Here is a 13,973-nt window from a genome sequence, read left to right as displayed (position 1 = left end):
CGACCCATGACCCAGACTAATCTGCGCAACGGCCCCGACGCCAACGGCCTGTTTGGCGCGTTCGGCGGCCGTTACGTCGCCGAAACCCTGATGCCGTTGATCCTCGATCTGGCCCGTGAATACGAATTGGCCAAGGATGATCCTGCATTCAAAGAGGAATTGGCCTACTTCCAGCGCGACTACGTGGGTCGTCCAAGCCCACTGTACTTTGCCGAACGCCTGACAGAGTTCTGCGGCGGCGCGAAGATTTACCTCAAGCGCGAAGAGCTGAACCACACCGGCGCGCACAAGATCAACAACTGCATCGGCCAGATTCTGCTGGCGCGGCGCATGGGCAAGAAACGCATCATCGCCGAGACCGGCGCTGGCATGCACGGCGTGGCGACCGCCACCGTGGCTGCACGTTTTGGCCTCGATTGCGTGATCTACATGGGCACCACTGACATCGAACGTCAGCAGGCCAACGTATTTCGCATGAAGCTGCTGGGCGCCGAAGTGATCCCGGTCGTGGCCGGTACCGGCACCCTGAAAGACGCGATGAACGAAGCCCTGCGTGACTGGGTGACCAACGTCGACAGCACCTTCTACCTGATCGGCACGGTGGCCGGTCCGCACCCTTATCCTGCGATGGTTCGCGACTTCCAGGCCGTTATCGGCAAAGAAACCCGTACTCAACTGCAAGACCAGGAAGGTCGTCTGCCGGACAGCCTGGTGGCGTGCATCGGTGGCGGCTCCAACGCCATGGGCCTGTTTCACCCGTTCCTCGACGACAAAAGCGTCGAGATCATCGGCGTTGAAGCGGCCGGCTACGGCATCGAAACCGGTAAACACGCAGCCAGCCTGAACGGCGGCGTACCGGGCGTGCTGCACGGCAACCGTACCTTCCTGCTGCAGGACGACGATGGCCAGATCATCGACGCTCACTCGATCTCTGCCGGCCTCGACTATCCAGGCATCGGCCCGGAACACGCATGGTTGCATGACATCGGCCGCGTCCAATACACCTCGGTAACCGACGACGAAGCCCTCGACGCGTTCCACAAATGCTGCCGTCTGGAAGGGATTATTCCTGCACTGGAAAGCGCCCATGCCCTGGCCGAAGTGTTCAAGCGCGCACCGACCCTGCCGAAAGATCACCTGATGGTGGTCAACCTGTCCGGCCGCGGGGACAAAGACATGCAGACCGTGATGCACCACATGGAACAATCGAAGCAGGAGAAACACTGATGAGCCGCCTGCAAACGCGTTTTGCCGAACTCAAGGAACAGAATCGTGCCGCCCTGGTGACCTTCGTGACCGCTGGCGACCCGAGCTATGACACCTCGCTGGCGATCCTCAAAGGCTTGCCAGGCGCTGGTGCCGACGTGATCGAGTTGGGCATGCCCTTCACCGATCCAATGGCCGATGGCCCGGCAATCCAGTTGGCCAATATCCGCGCCCTCGGCGCCAAGCAGAACCTGGCGAAAACCCTGCAAATGGTTCGCGAGTTCCGTGAAGGCAATACCGAGACGCCGATGGTGCTGATGGGTTACTTCAACCCGATTCACATGTATGGCGTGCCGCGTTTCATTGCCGACGCCAAAGAGGCCGGCGTTGACGGTCTGATCGTGGTCGACTTGCCGCCGGAGCATAACGGCGAACTGTGCGATCCGGCCCAGGCTGCCGGTCTGGACTTCATCCGTCTGACCACCCCGACGACCGATGATGTGCGCCTGCCGACTGTCCTGAACGGCAGCTCAGGTTTCGTCTATTACGTGTCTGTCGCCGGTGTGACCGGTGCGGGCGCTGCGACGCTGGAGCATGTTGAAGAAGCGGTTGCGCGTCTGCGTCGCCATACCGATCTGCCGATCAGCATCGGTTTCGGTATTCGTACACCGGAGCAAGCGGCGTCCATCGCGCGTCTGGCTGATGGCGTGGTGGTGGGTTCGGCGTTGATCGATCACATCGCCAATGCATCAACGCCGGATCAGGCAGTTGATGGCGTGTTGAGCCTTTGCTCGGCGCTGGCCGAAGGCGTGCGTAAAGCCCGCGTCAGCTGAAGGTAAAGTTCCTGATACAGAGGAATTAGAGCCTCGCGGTACAGACTAAACAGCAAGACCGAGGGCTTCAGGACTACGTTCTGAAGCCCTTTTTGCTGTATGTGCAGTGAGGAAAGACCCGATGAAAATGCCGAAACGTCTGATTGCCAGCCTGGGTGTGCTGATGCTCAGTGCCACCCCGTTGCTGAATGCGAGTGCTGATCAGCGCGACGATCACGACCGCGGCGGCCCGCAGCAAGGCCATTACGATAACCGCGGTGACAATCATGGCGACGATCACCGTGGCCCGCAGGACAATCATCGCGGCGGCCCTCCGCCACGGGACTTCGGCCCGGTGCGCCAGACTATCCACGATAACCATGGCTATTTCGTGCGCGGTGCTCCGCCACCTCCAGGTATTCATCTGGTGCGTGGCCGACCGTTGCCTCACGGCTATTACGGCGAACGCCTCGATAACCGGGCGTTGGGCCGGCTGCCGTATTACCCAGGGTACGAATGGCGCCGTGCGGGCGGCGACATTGTGTTGATCGCCGTAGGAACCGGGATCGTTTATGAAATTCTCGAAGGGGTGCTTTGAATAGCAGGTAGGTGTTGAAGGCTTCGCGGATTAGCCGCGAAGCCTGTTGTTTACGGCAACTCCAAGCCGCCCGCAGCCTTGTGCAACTTCCTCAGATGCTCGCCAACCTGCTTCAGGTTGGCTTCATTGGCGGCCATTTCGGCTGCACGGCTCGGTTCGAGCAGCGCTCTCACTTCCTTGTCCAGATCGCCTGTCAGCGCCTGAAGTTGTTTTTGCCGCAGGCTGCTTTCCGATTCCAGACGCTGCCACTCACTCGGCTGCGGCAATCCATAACCACCGGTGCCAAGCAACTCCGCCGGGCGGCTGAGGAAGCCGCTGTTGGCAAGAATTTGCTGCAAAGTTGCGTTGGCCTTGTCCATGCCGCCGTTCTTCAATTCCCGAGCGCCCAGATAGCGCTGCTTTACTTCGTCCTGGGCCAGCACCAATTGTTGGCGGAAGGCTGCCTGCTCCAATAACAGCAAGGCTGCGCTGGTGCGCAAATCGGCTTGGTCGATCCATTGCCGGCGCTCTTCAGCTTTCAATGCAAGCCAGTCTTCAACCTTTTCCTGCTTGATCGGCAAGTGCTTCTTCAGCACTTCGAACATCGCTTGATAACGATCGCGGAAGGAGTCGAATCGGTAGCCCAGGCGCAGCGCTTCGCGGGGATCATCCAGCACGCTGGTGTCCGCCAGTCCGCGACCCTTGAGCACTTCCAGCAAACCGTTGGGCATGATGCTGTCCAACCCGACCAGTTTTGTATTGTTGGTACTGCTACGCAGTAACTTCAGGCCCTCAACAGCGCAGTTATTGGACAGGAAGAAGTAGTTGCCGTCGTAACTCCAGTGCATTTCGGCGGCGTGTTCCACCACGTCTTCAATCTCGTTGCGCGACAGGTTCAACGGCACCGAGGCCAGGCTGCGCAGTTCGGTTTTGGTGTATTCGTCGATCACCTGCGCCAGCGGCAGAACAAACAGGCGCGACGGGTATTTGCCCACCAATCCGTCCCAACTCGACAGCTGCACGTCACCGACGAAGGCGCGGTAGGACAGCACCAGATGCTGATCCAGATCCAGGCGACAATCCGGCCCACGGGGGCGGCCGGGTGCACAGATCACTAACCGCAACATGCTATGACCCCAGCGGCTGACCCAGTTCTGGTTGGCTTCTGCCAGCAGATAGTCGACGGCGTAGACCCGTTCCGGATCGACCTGGCCCAGTGGCGTTTTGGCGAAATCATTGCCGGCATTGAGAAAGGAGAAGGTTTTGCCGCAGATGTCTTTAGCGGCGGGCGCCCACCCGAAATGTTCTTTGTAGTAGCGGTACAGCGCAGGGCGGCGACAGGCGTAGGCCGGGTCGAGAAGGAAATATTCCATGTTGACCGCGACGAACTCCTTGGGGCTGCTCGTCTCGTAAATGTCCGGGCTGCGGGCAATTTGCCGGTTGTACTGTTCGCGTTCGCCACGACGGCCGACATACTGTGGCCAGCCGGCAAGGTCGAGCAGGTGCGGGTCGTCGCTGAGCGTAAAGCGTCGGTCGGACTGGCCGCGGCATTGATCGGGAATGCCAATCAGCCCTGAGCTGCTGTTGCGCCGGGTGCAACGCTGAATCAGCGTGCGCTCCGCGTCTGGCCACAGGCGCGAGCGATCATAGATGTGGGTGAGTTCGTGCAACACCGTGGCAAGCATTTCGCGGCGCACGGTGCCATGGGGACGATAAGTCTTTTTGGTCGCGGCGCTGCCATCAGTGAGGCTGGCTAGCAGGTTGCGGTTGAGATCGAGCTCGGACACCAGCGACGCCTGGCCGTAAGCGTTGCTCGGCATGTCAGCGGTCCAGCCAACGTCGATGCGTCGGTCGAGCTGCTCGATGAACCGCGGCGGCAGCGCCTGCATGGCTTCATCGAGCAACGCTTGGCTGGCCTGTTGTTGAGCGGGGCTGAGGCCTTCGGTTTTAAGCCTTAATTGCAAGTCAGCCTGGGCCGTGTTGCCGAGCAGCAACATGACCCCGGCCAACAGCCAGGCGCCTGGCGACCTCACAGTGCGAGGATGGCTTCGGCGAGAACCTGATCACTGGCGTCGCGGGCTTCCGGTACGCGGGTGCGCAGCGTGTTGAAGGCCGCTTCCAGGTGCGCGCCACGAATCTCGCCATCGCTGGCGACGAAACTGGCCGCATCGTCGTGGGCTTCACGAACGATCTTCGAGTCACGGATGGACGTCGTGGTATCGGACGTGAAATCAAGGGTACGCCGGGTGGCGTTGATGAGGATGTTACTGGTGGCAACCAGGGTGTGCGCCTGAGTCACATCGGCCAATAACAGCAGGCCAAGGGCGGCAACAATCAGGGGGCTACGCATGGAACGACTCCGCAAGAACAAGGATAACTATTGGACGAGAATTGCCTGCGCCAGTTCAAGGTCGCTGACATGAAGTTTTGGCTGGGTCCGGCGCAGATAAATAAGGGCGGATTCCAGTTGTGCTCCTCGCAGTTGGCCGTCACTGGCGATGAAAGCCGCAGCGTCATCCTGTGCCGCGAGTAGCAGCTTACGGTCGAAGGGGGCGGAGGTCACCATGCTTGTGGCGTAGCCGGTAGCCACGATGCCTTGTGTAGACAGGTTGAAGGCGTCAAAGGCATGGGCCGAACCCACCCAGCAGGCAATGGCGAAAACCGGAGTGATTAACAGATTTGAAAGGAAACGCATGAGACTCGAAAGCTGAAGGCGAGTCGCAAGGCTAGCGCAACGCCCGGTCTAGAGCCAGCGCCGAAACATTGGGACACGGTGGGCGTGTCCCACGTCAGTGATGTCGCTTAGATCGTCAGTATGGCTTGCGCCAGTTGTGCATCGGTCGCGCTCAATTGAGGTGCCTGGTGGCGAATATGGTCGAGTGCGCTTTCCAGTTTCACGCCTCGAATGGCGCCTTCGCTGGCCACGAAGCTGGCGGCGTCGTCACGGGCGGCGCGCACGATTTTGTCATCGCGAAAGGAAGAAGTGACATCGGAGGTCGCATCGGACGTGGCCTTGAGCGCATTGACGACGGTATCGGTGGTCACGATAAAGCTGGTGGCGTGGGAATTGGCAGCCACGGCAAGCAGGGCTGCAGCGCTGAGCAGACGAAGACGGGACATGGTGAAACTCCTTTGGAAAACCGATTGAGAGGTGGCGCAGTATCTGATGAGTCAGACGTCTGCCATGCAGCGTTCGCCACGTTCTATCTGGATATTAGGCCTATGAGTATCGGTTCGCACAGTCCCGTCTGTTCAAGTAGGAAGCTAGCGCCAGAACGGTTTGTCCAATTCGTTGAGACGATCCGCGTGGCTGATGTTCAGGTCTGAGAGCTGCCGGTCATTGAGTTGGCCCAATAAACGCCGGGTTCGAGCCCTTTCCAGGTTGTTGGCGAGACCCCTCAGCAATCTACGAACCCAGTGGGAGCGAGGCGTTGATTGAGGTGTGGAAGCGGAAACATCCAGTAAGTGATTCATGGCGCGGTCCTTTTGCTGGCAGTTCGGGATTTCATGGTGATCCCGTCCTCTCTTCCGCAACAGACACACTGCACTGAAATTGTACTGGTTCAGTTGTGCAAATAGTAAAACTGTACCTGTTAAGCGATAGCTCTACTGTATGACCCATGTTGAGGGTCCAAAACGACAAAGCCCGTCGTGGTTTCCCACGACGGGCTTTGTTTTTTCAATTTGGAGTGCTGGCGGTGGACCCGGTGGGTCAGAGCCAGCGACGCTAACTTAGCGCCAGAACGGCTTGCTCAGCTCTTCGTAGCGTTGTGCTTCGCTAATCCCTGCGTCAGCCAGCAGACGCGAATCCAGACGAGCCAGTTGGTGGCGGCTGGAGATGCGGCGCTGCCACAGCATCAGGTTGGCGAGAACGCGAAGAGGCGTGGAAGCCTGGGTTTTTACAGCGTTGTCTTCGAAAAACAGCTCGGAACTGAGTGTACGTTCCATGGTTGACATCCTTCCGCTTATGGCGGGATTAGGTAGTGGTTTAACTGATGCCAATGATCCTCTCGTTTGGCCAGTCTCCCTAGATACAGTTCACCTGTATTGTGAGGGACCAGTTAACTGTTAAAGGGTGGTGTACTGGTCGAAATTGAGGCAACTGTACTTGTCTGCACTAATATCGTGCGTTTTTGGTTGGTTGACTCGAAAAGGTAGGCAATTAAGGTAGGAAAAGACCGGTACAGCAGTACAGTTTTATTCAGTATTTGATCTGGCAACAGCAGGCTGACGAAACTGTGTTTGCGTCAGCTGCTATCTGTACCAATTACACCGTGAGCATCCGCCCGGTTTCCTCCAGGTTTATGTGCCAGCTCAGGGCATCACGCAGGATATGCGGTGTGTGCCCGCCGAGTGCACAAGCGGCCGTGAAGTAGTCATCCAGGGCTTGCCGATAGTCCGGGTGCACGCAGTTGTCGATGATGACCCGAGCGCGCTCTCGCGGCGCCAGGCCACGCAAGTCCGCCAGACCGATCTCGGTGACGAGGATGTCGACGTCATGCTCAGTGTGGTCGACGTGGCTGACCATCGGCACCACGCTGGAGATCGCGCCGCCCTTGGCGATCGATTTGGTTACGAAGATCGCCAAATGCGCATTGCGCGCAAAGTCGCCCGAGCCGCCGATGCCGTTCATCATCCGCGTGCCGCAGATGTGGGTGGAGTTGACGTTGCCGTACAAGTCGAACTCAAGCGCCGTGTTGATGCCGATGATGCCGAGCCGGCGCACCACTTCCGGGTGGTTGGAGATTTCTTGCGGGCGCAGGACCAGTTTGTCCTTGTAGCGCTCAAGGTTGCCGAAAACATCGGTATTGCGACGGCTCGACAAGGTGATCGAACTGCCCGAAGCAAAGCTCAGCTTGCCGGCGTCGATCAGGTCGAAGGTCGAGTCCTGAAGCACTTCGGAGTACATCGTCAGGTCTTCGAACGGCGAGTCGATCAGGCCGCACATCACCGAGTTGGCGATGTTGCCAATCCCGGCTTGCAGCGGGCCGAGCTTGTTGGTCATGCGCCCGGCAGCCACTTCCTGCTTGAAGAAGTCGATCAGGTGGTCGGCAATGGCCTGGGTATCAATGTCCGGCGGCAGTACGGTGGACGGCGAGTCGGACTGATTGGTGATTACGATTGCGACGATCTTTTCCGGCGGAATCGGGATGGCGGTACTGCCAATGCGATCGTCGACCTTTACCAGCGGGATCGGTGTACGGGTCGGCCGATAGGTCGGGATATAGATGTCGTGCAGACCTTCGAGATTCGGGTTGTGCGCCAGGTTGATCTCGACGATCACCTGTTTGGCGAAAATCGCGAAGCTGGCCGAGTTACCCACCGACGTGGTTGGCACGATATGGCCCTGCTCGGTGATTGCCACGGCTTCAATCACCGCGATGTCCGGCAGCTTGAGTTGCTGATTGCGCAGCGACTCCACGGTTTCCGACAGATGCTGGTCAATGAACATCACTTCGCCGGCGTTAATGGCTTTGCGCAGGGTGCTGTCGACCTGGAAGGGCATGCGTCGTGACAATACGCCGGCTTCGGTGAGCTGTTTATCGAGGTCGTTGCCCAGGCTGGCGCCGGTCATCAGCGTGATTTTCAGCGGGGTGATTTTGGCGCGTTCGGCCAATGCGTGGGGCACGGCCTTGGCTTCGCCGGCGCGAGTGAAACCACTCATGCCGACGGTCATGCCGTCCTCAATCAGAGCGGCAGCGTCAGCGGCGCTCATCACCTTATCCAACAACGAAGGCAAGCGAATACGATCACGGTACATGGATTGTTATCTCGGGCAACGAAAGCAAGGTGTGCAGTTTAGTGATTTCAAAAAAATTCCTCCCGCTACCATGGTCGAATGCAGAGCCCTGATTTAGAGCCTTTGGTCGGTTTTTAGCGGGCAATAAAAAACCCCAGCCTACTAAAGGCTGAGGTTTTGGGTATTGCGCTGGAGCAGGTTTTACTCGACGGCTTTGACCATGTCTTCGATGACTTTCTTGGCGTCGCCGAAGACCATCATGGTTTTGTCGAGGTAGAACAGCTCGTTGTCCAGACCGGCATAGCCGCTGGCCATCGAGCGCTTGTTGACGATCACGGTCTTGGCTTTATAAGCCTCGAGAATCGGCATACCGGCAATTGGCGATTTCGGATCGTTCTTCGCGGCCGGGTTGACCACGTCGTTGGCGCCGAGCACCAGCACCACGTCGGTCTGACCGAACTCGGAGTTAATGTCATCCATCTCGAACACTTGCTCGTAAGGCACTTCGGCCTCGGCCAGCAGGACGTTCATGTGCCCTGGCATCCGACCAGCCACCGGGTGGATCGCAAACTTCACGGTGACTCCCCGGTGAGTCAGCTTCTCCGCCAGTTCCATCAGTGAGTGTTGGGCGCGTGCCACCGCCAGGCCATAACCCGGAACGATGATCACGGTGTCGGCGTTGGTCAGCAGGAAGGTCGCATCGTCAGCCGAACCGGATTTCACCGGACGGGCCTCTTTCGAACCTGCCGGGCCAGCTGCCTCTGCCGTGTTGCCGAAACCGCCGAGCAATACGTTGAAGAACGAACGGTTCATCGCCTTGCACATGATGTACGAGAGGATCGCACCGGATGAACCCACCAGGGAGCCGGCAATGATCAGCATCGAGTTGTTCAGCGAGAATCCGATACCTGCCGCTGCCCAGCCGGAGTAGCTGTTGAGCATCGAAACCACCACCGGCATATCGGCGCCGCCGATCGGGATGATGATCAGCACACCCATCACGAAGGCCAGGGCCAGCATGAGGGCGAAAGCACTGAGGTTGCCAGTCATCATGAAGGTGATGCCCAGGCCGAGCGTGGCCAGGCCCAGCAGCAGGTTCAGCTTGTGCTGCCCGCCGAACTGTACGGGTGCGCCCTGGAACAGGCGGAACTTGTACTTGCCCGACAGCTTGCCGAACGCGATCACCGAACCGGAGAAGGTGATTGCACCGATGGCCGCGCCGAGGAACAGCTCCAGACGGTTACCAGCAGGAATCGCATCACCCAGTTGCTTGACGATGCCCAGCGATTGAGGTTCAACGACAGCAGCGATGGCAATGAACACCGCGGCCATACCGATCATGCTGTGCATGAAGGCGACCAGTTCCGGCATTTTGGTCATTTCAACGCGCTTGGCCATGATCGACCCGGCGGTACCGCCGACCAACAGACCTACGATGACGTAGCCGATGCCGGCAGTCGCGAGCTCAGCCCCCAGCTTATAGACGAGGCCCACGGTGGTGAGGATCGCCAATGCCATGCCGAGCATGCCGTACACATTGCCGCGCCGCGACGTGGTCGGGTGCGACAGGCCTTTCAGGGCCTGGATGAAACAGATCGACGCGATCAAGTAGAGCGCCGTTACAAGATTCATGCTCATTACTTAGGCGCCTCTTCTTTTACTGCTTTTGGGGCTTTTTTCTTGAACATCTCAAGCATCCTGCGGGTAACCAGGAAGCCACCAAATACGTTCACCGCTGCCAGAGCGACCGCCAGGGTGCCCATGGTTTTGCCCAGAGGCGTGACGGTCAATGCCGCGGCCAGCATGGCGCCGACGATCACGATCGCTGAGATCGCGTTGGTTACCGCCATCAAAGGCGTGTGCAGTGCAGGTGTAACGTTCCAGACCACGTGATAACCGACATAAATCGCCAGCACGAAGATGATCAGGTTGTAGATACCGGGGGAGATAAGCTCTTCCATCGTCTGAATCCCTGCTTAGGCGTTTTTGCGGATGACTTGGCCGTCGCGGCACATCAGGCACGCGGCGACGATGTCGTCTTCGAGGTTGATCTCGAACTGGCCTTCTTTGTTGAAGACCAGCTTCAGGAAGTCCAGCAGGTTGCGCGCATACAATGCCGAAGCGTCTGCTGCGACTGCGCCGGCCAGATTGGTCGGGCCGCAAATGATCACGCCATTCTCGACGACGACCTGATCGGCCACGGTCAGAGGGCAGTTACCGCCCTGGGCTGCAGCGAGGTCGATGACCACCGAGCCTGGCTTCATCTGTGCCACGGTTTCCACGCTCAACAGCGTCGGTGCCTTGCGGCCCGGGATCAGTGCGGTGGTGATGACGATGTCAGCCTGCTTGGCGCGTTCGTGCACGGCCAGGGCCTGACGTTGCATCCAGCTGGCGGGCATTGGTCGTGCGTAACCGCCGACACCGACGGCGCATTCACGCTCTTCATCGGTTTCGTAAGGCACGTCGACGAACTTGGCGCCGAGGGATTCGATCTGCTCTTTTACCGCAGGACGTACGTCAGACGCTTCGATCACTGCGCCCAGACGTTTCGCCGTAGCGATCGCCTGCAAACCAGCCACGCCAGCACCGAGAATCAGCACGCGCGCCGCTTTCACGGTACCCGCAGCAGTCATCAGCATCGGCATGAAGCGTGGATAGTGGTGAGCGGCCAGCAACACGGCTTTATAGCCGGCGATGTTGGCTTGGGAGGACAGCACATCCAGGCTCTGAGCGCGGGAGGTGCGCGGCGCGGCCTCCAGTGCGAAAGCGGTAATGCCGCACTCAGCCAGCTTGGCAATGGTTTCATTGCTGAACGGGTTGAGCATGCCCACCACAACGGTGCCGCTTTTAATCAGCGTCAGTTCGCTGTCGCTGGGGGCGACCACCTTGAGAATCAGCTCGGCACCAAACGCATCGTTGGCGCTGCCAATAATTGCGCCTGCCGCTTCATAGGCACTGTCGACAACGCTGGCGTTAATGCCGGCGCCGCTTTGCACAGTGACCTTATGACCCTGGCCGATCAGCTTCTTGATGGTTTCGGGGGTTGCAGCAACCCGTGTTTCACCGGTCTGGGTTTCGAGAGGAACACCAATGTGCACGTCAAATCTCCTGCGTGATCTTATTGAGTAAACCCAGGCACTTCGGATGGTGCGGCTGGGGGCGGCCGATCAGCACGATCCCGCCAAATCAGGGCGGGGCGCGGCATTTTGCAGGCGAACTTAGTGCCCTTCAAGGGTTTATGACGGGTGACGGAAAATTAACTACAAGTCACCCCGTGACCGAATGTCGCAACTGACCGGTTCAATCCCTTGCAGGCCGTGCCTTGTAAGGATTCTTGTAAAAATTGAAGAATTTACGCATCGGTCAGGTGAATGAGTCGTTATTGCTCCGCAATAGAGGCTCAAGGCCACGTTTTCAGGCTCTTGTGGGACGTTTGTACTGCTTGTCGGTACAGTCTTCGAATATGCGACAAATACTTATATCTGTAGTGCTTTGATTTTGCTGACTACGGGGTCAGCTAATCAGGCGGGACCTTTATCCTTCTAGGCTGTAGCCCTGTGCCTGATTGACCAGCCAATCGCGAAATGCCCTTAAAGAGGCCGATTCGACCTTTCGCTCAGGAATCATCAAGTAATACGCCTTGATGCTTGATAACGCTTGGGCGTTGGCAATGACCAGCCGCTTCTCGGCCAGTTCGCGTTGAATCAGGAACGGCGGAATCAGCGCTATTCCCATATCGTGCATGGCCGCTTGGGCAAGCATGGAGAATAGCTCGTAGCGCGGCCCTGTCATGTCTCTCGGGACATTTAGGTTTTGAGAGTTGAACCACTGGCGCCAGGCATAAGGGCGAGTGGTCTGCTGCAACAGGGGCAATTCGGCGATTTCGCCGGGAGACAGGGTTGTCTTTTTCCCCATGAGATTGGGGCTGCACACCGGCATCGGATTTTCGCCCATCAGCCTGTGGGATTCGGTACCCGACCAGTCCGCGTCGCCAAAATAGATCGCGGCATCGAAGTCGGTATCGGCAAACAGGAAGGGCCGCGTTCGGTTGGTAAGGTTGACCGTCACTTCCGGGTGTTTTTGCTGGAAATCCTTGAGTCGTGGCAACAGCCATTGAGTGCCGAAGGTTGGAACTACCGCCAGCTCGATCACGTTGGCACCTTGCTGGCCCATCACTGACAAGGTGTCCCGTTCAACGGCATCGAGTTGGGTGGCCACCCGGCGGCTGTAGGAAAGACCGGCCTCCGTCAGCTTGACTCCGCGCCGCGAGCGTCGGAACAGTTCTACGCTGAGGAACTCCTCAAGGCTGGCGATCTGTCGGCAAATGGCGCCTTGAGTGAGCGAAAGCTCCTGAGCGGCCTTGGTAAAACTTTCGTGGCGAGCGGCCGCTTCAAAGCTGATCAGGGCCGTTGTGCTGGGGATTTTCCTGCGCATGTACGTCAACCTCACTAATACATCGCATAAAAGCTATTTTGCGATGTTTCGGAGTGAGAAATTAGCACAACAGTATGCAAAATCCTCGTTTGCCGTAACGCCGAACCCGGCCTAGGATCAGCCCACGTTATTTGACCCGATTCGAGAGGACACACTCATGGGCGGTAAAGCTAGCTTCAACTGGATCGATCCCCTGCTGCTGGATCAACAGCTCACCGAAGAAGAACGCATGATCCGCGACACCGCTAAGCAATTCGCTCAGCAGAAGCTCGCGCCGCGTGTTCTCGAAGCTTTCCGCCATGAAAAGACCGACCCGGCGATCTTTCGCGAGATGGGCGAAATAGGTCTGTTGGGCGCGACTATCCCTGAGCAGTATGGTGGAAGCGGTCTGAACTACGTCAGCTACGGCCTGATCGCCCGTGAAGTCGAGCGCGTCGACTCCGGCTATCGCTCGATGATGAGTGTGCAGTCCTCGCTGGTCATGGTGCCGATCAATGAATTCGGCACCGAAGCCCAGAAACAGAAATACCTACCGAAACTGGCCTCGGGTGAATGGATCGGTTGCTTTGGTCTGACCGAACCTGACCACGGCTCCGACCCGGGCGCGATGATTACTCGTGCACGCAAAGTGGAAGGGGGCTACAGCCTGACCGGCAGCAAGATGTGGATCACCAACAGCCCGATCGCCGATGTGTTCGTCGTATGGGGCAAGGACGATGCGGGTGACATCCGTGGCTTCGTTCTGGAGAAAGGCTGGAAAGGCCTGAGTGCTCCTGCGATTCACGGCAAGGTCGGCTTGCGTGCATCCATCACCGGCGAGATCGTCATGGACAACGTGTTTGTCCCTGAAGAAAACATTTTCCCGGATGTGCGCGGTCTGAAAGGTCCGTTCACCTGCCTCAACTCCGCACGCTATGGCATCTCCTGGGGTGCGCTGGGTGCTGCCGAGTTCTGCTGGCATACCGCTCGCCAGTACACTCTGGATCGCAAGCAGTTCGGTCGCCCATTGGCCGCCACTCAGCTGATCCAGAAGAAGCTGGCCGACATGCAGACCGAGATCACCATGGCGCTGCAAGGCTGCCTGCGTCTGGGGCGTATGAAGGACGAGGGTACTGCTGCGGTCGAGATCACTTCGATGATGAAGCGCAACTCCTGCGGCAAGTCCCTGGACATTGCTCGGATGGCGCGCGACATGCTGGGTGGT

Annotated in this window: 15 protein-coding genes (1 of these 15 running past the window's edge); 4 read left to right on the top strand and 11 right to left on the bottom strand. The window is 58.4% G+C overall.

Annotated elements, in window-relative coordinates; translation table 11 throughout:
- Positions 1-6: 6 nt before the first annotated feature.
- The 3 genes from trpB to ASC74_RS00090 all read left to right on the top strand — a co-directional run bounded on the left by trpB (position 7) and on the right by ASC74_RS00090 (position 2,616).
- Entirely contained in the window at positions 7-1,227 is a 1,221-nt protein-coding gene (gene trpB, locus ASC74_RS00100) for a tryptophan synthase subunit beta (RefSeq protein WP_008152527.1), read from the top strand.
- Positions 1,227-2,039 (top strand): tryptophan synthase subunit alpha, encoded by an 813-nt coding sequence (gene trpA / locus ASC74_RS00095; protein WP_056738378.1) that lies wholly within the window; start codon positions 1,227-1,229, stop codon positions 2,037-2,039. The genes trpB and trpA overlap by 1 nt, the downstream gene beginning before the upstream one ends.
- A gap of 121 nt (positions 2,040-2,160) precedes the next feature.
- On the top strand, positions 2,161-2,616 hold the full coding sequence (locus tag ASC74_RS00090; protein ID WP_033059871.1) for an anti-virulence regulator CigR family protein: 456 nt from the start codon (positions 2,161-2,163) through the stop codon (positions 2,614-2,616).
- Positions 2,617-2,666: 50 nt separating this feature from the next.
- Here ASC74_RS00090 and ASC74_RS00085 read toward each other — a convergent pair whose 3' ends face one another.
- The 11 genes from ASC74_RS00085 to ASC74_RS00040 all read right to left on the bottom strand — a co-directional run bounded on the left by ASC74_RS00085 (position 2,667) and on the right by ASC74_RS00040 (position 12,769).
- Positions 2,667-4,628, bottom strand: coding sequence for a DUF7844 domain-containing protein (locus ASC74_RS00085; protein WP_056738376.1), 1,962 nt, complete (start codon positions 4,626-4,628; stop codon positions 2,667-2,669).
- Positions 4,625-4,945 carry a DUF2388 domain-containing protein gene (locus ASC74_RS00080; RefSeq protein ID WP_046044839.1) on the bottom strand — a complete coding sequence of 107 codons (321 nt, stop codon included), beginning with the start codon at positions 4,943-4,945 and terminating at the stop codon, positions 4,625-4,627. The genes ASC74_RS00085 and ASC74_RS00080 overlap by 4 nt, the downstream gene beginning before the upstream one ends.
- 27 nt (positions 4,946-4,972) lie before the next feature.
- Positions 4,973-5,290: a DUF2388 domain-containing protein gene (locus tag ASC74_RS00075; protein ID WP_056738374.1), complete on the bottom strand. Its 318-nt coding sequence runs from the start codon at positions 5,288-5,290 to the stop codon at positions 4,973-4,975.
- Positions 5,291-5,397: 107 nt separating this feature from the next.
- On the bottom strand, positions 5,398-5,715 hold the full coding sequence (locus ASC74_RS00070; protein ID WP_056738372.1) for a DUF2388 domain-containing protein: 318 nt from the start codon (positions 5,713-5,715) through the stop codon (positions 5,398-5,400).
- Positions 5,716-5,859: 144 nt separating this feature from the next.
- Positions 5,860-6,069 (bottom strand): DUF1127 domain-containing protein, encoded by a 210-nt coding sequence (locus ASC74_RS30615; RefSeq protein ID WP_046044837.1) that lies wholly within the window; start codon positions 6,067-6,069, stop codon positions 5,860-5,862.
- 258 nt (positions 6,070-6,327) lie between these two features.
- Positions 6,328-6,543 carry a DUF1127 domain-containing protein gene (locus ASC74_RS00065; protein WP_008154465.1) on the bottom strand — a complete coding sequence of 72 codons (216 nt, stop codon included), beginning with the start codon at positions 6,541-6,543 and terminating at the stop codon, positions 6,328-6,330.
- Positions 6,544-6,862: 319 nt separating this feature from the next.
- A complete protein-coding gene (locus tag ASC74_RS00060) occupies positions 6,863-8,356 on the bottom strand; it encodes an acetyl-CoA hydrolase/transferase family protein (RefSeq protein ID WP_056738371.1) in 1,494 nt (497 codons plus the stop codon).
- A 180-nt stretch (positions 8,357-8,536) separates the two neighbouring features.
- On the bottom strand, positions 8,537-9,973 hold the full coding sequence (locus ASC74_RS00055; protein WP_056738368.1) for an NAD(P)(+) transhydrogenase (Re/Si-specific) subunit beta: 1,437 nt from the start codon (positions 9,971-9,973) through the stop codon (positions 8,537-8,539).
- Entirely contained in the window at positions 9,973-10,296 is a 324-nt protein-coding gene (locus ASC74_RS00050; RefSeq protein WP_003187010.1) for an NAD(P) transhydrogenase subunit alpha, read from the bottom strand. The genes ASC74_RS00055 and ASC74_RS00050 overlap by 1 nt, the downstream gene beginning before the upstream one ends.
- A gap of 15 nt (positions 10,297-10,311) precedes the next feature.
- Positions 10,312-11,433 (bottom strand): Re/Si-specific NAD(P)(+) transhydrogenase subunit alpha, encoded by a 1,122-nt coding sequence (locus tag ASC74_RS00045; RefSeq protein WP_056738367.1) that lies wholly within the window; start codon positions 11,431-11,433, stop codon positions 10,312-10,314.
- Positions 11,434-11,869: 436 nt separating this feature from the next.
- Positions 11,870-12,769: a LysR family transcriptional regulator gene (locus ASC74_RS00040; protein WP_056738365.1), complete on the bottom strand. Its 900-nt coding sequence runs from the start codon at positions 12,767-12,769 to the stop codon at positions 11,870-11,872.
- A gap of 157 nt (positions 12,770-12,926) precedes the next feature.
- Between ASC74_RS00040 and ASC74_RS00035 the strand changes: the two genes are divergently transcribed.
- Positions 12,927-13,973: the 5' portion of an acyl-CoA dehydrogenase gene (locus ASC74_RS00035; RefSeq protein WP_056738363.1), read on the top strand. 135 nt of this gene lie beyond the right edge of the window; only the first 1,047 of its 1,182 coding nucleotides appear in the window; its start codon is at positions 12,927-12,929; the stop codon falls past the right edge of the window.

This window comes from Pseudomonas sp. Root329 (assembly GCF_001424925.1).
Classification (GTDB): Bacteria; Pseudomonadota; Gammaproteobacteria; order Pseudomonadales; family Pseudomonadaceae; genus Aquipseudomonas; species Aquipseudomonas arabinosi.
Note: the sequence above shows the minus strand (reverse complement) of the source record. Positions and strands in the feature narration are given on the sequence as shown.

Excerpts from the sequence above, each read along its gene's own strand:
- trpA (WP_056738378.1), top strand. The coding sequence starts at position 1,227 with ATGAGCCGCCTGCAAACGCGTTTTGCCGAACTCAAGGAACAGAATCGT.
- ASC74_RS00040 (WP_056738365.1), bottom strand. The coding sequence starts at position 12,769 with ATGCGCAGGAAAATCCCCAGCACAACGGCCCTGATCAGCTTTGAAGCG.
- ASC74_RS00090 (WP_033059871.1), top strand. The coding sequence starts at position 2,161 with ATGAAAATGCCGAAACGTCTGATTGCCAGCCTGGGTGTGCTGATGCTC.
- ASC74_RS00050 (WP_003187010.1), bottom strand. The coding sequence starts at position 10,296 with ATGGAAGAGCTTATCTCCCCCGGTATCTACAACCTGATCATCTTCGTG.
- ASC74_RS00070 (WP_056738372.1), bottom strand. The coding sequence starts at position 5,715 with ATGTCCCGTCTTCGTCTGCTCAGCGCTGCAGCCCTGCTTGCCGTGGCT.
- ASC74_RS00055 (WP_056738368.1), bottom strand. The coding sequence starts at position 9,973 with ATGAGCATGAATCTTGTAACGGCGCTCTACTTGATCGCGTCGATCTGT.
- ASC74_RS00075 (WP_056738374.1), bottom strand. The coding sequence starts at position 5,290 with ATGCGTTTCCTTTCAAATCTGTTAATCACTCCGGTTTTCGCCATTGCC.
- ASC74_RS30615 (WP_046044837.1), bottom strand. The coding sequence starts at position 6,069 with ATGAATCACTTACTGGATGTTTCCGCTTCCACACCTCAATCAACGCCT.
- ASC74_RS00065 (WP_008154465.1), bottom strand. The coding sequence starts at position 6,543 with ATGGAACGTACACTCAGTTCCGAGCTGTTTTTCGAAGACAACGCTGTA.
- ASC74_RS00080 (WP_046044839.1), bottom strand. The coding sequence starts at position 4,945 with ATGCGTAGCCCCCTGATTGTTGCCGCCCTTGGCCTGCTGTTATTGGCC.
- trpB (WP_008152527.1), top strand. The coding sequence starts at position 7 with ATGACCCAGACTAATCTGCGCAACGGCCCCGACGCCAACGGCCTGTTT.
- ASC74_RS00060 (WP_056738371.1), bottom strand. The coding sequence starts at position 8,356 with ATGTACCGTGATCGTATTCGCTTGCCTTCGTTGTTGGATAAGGTGATG.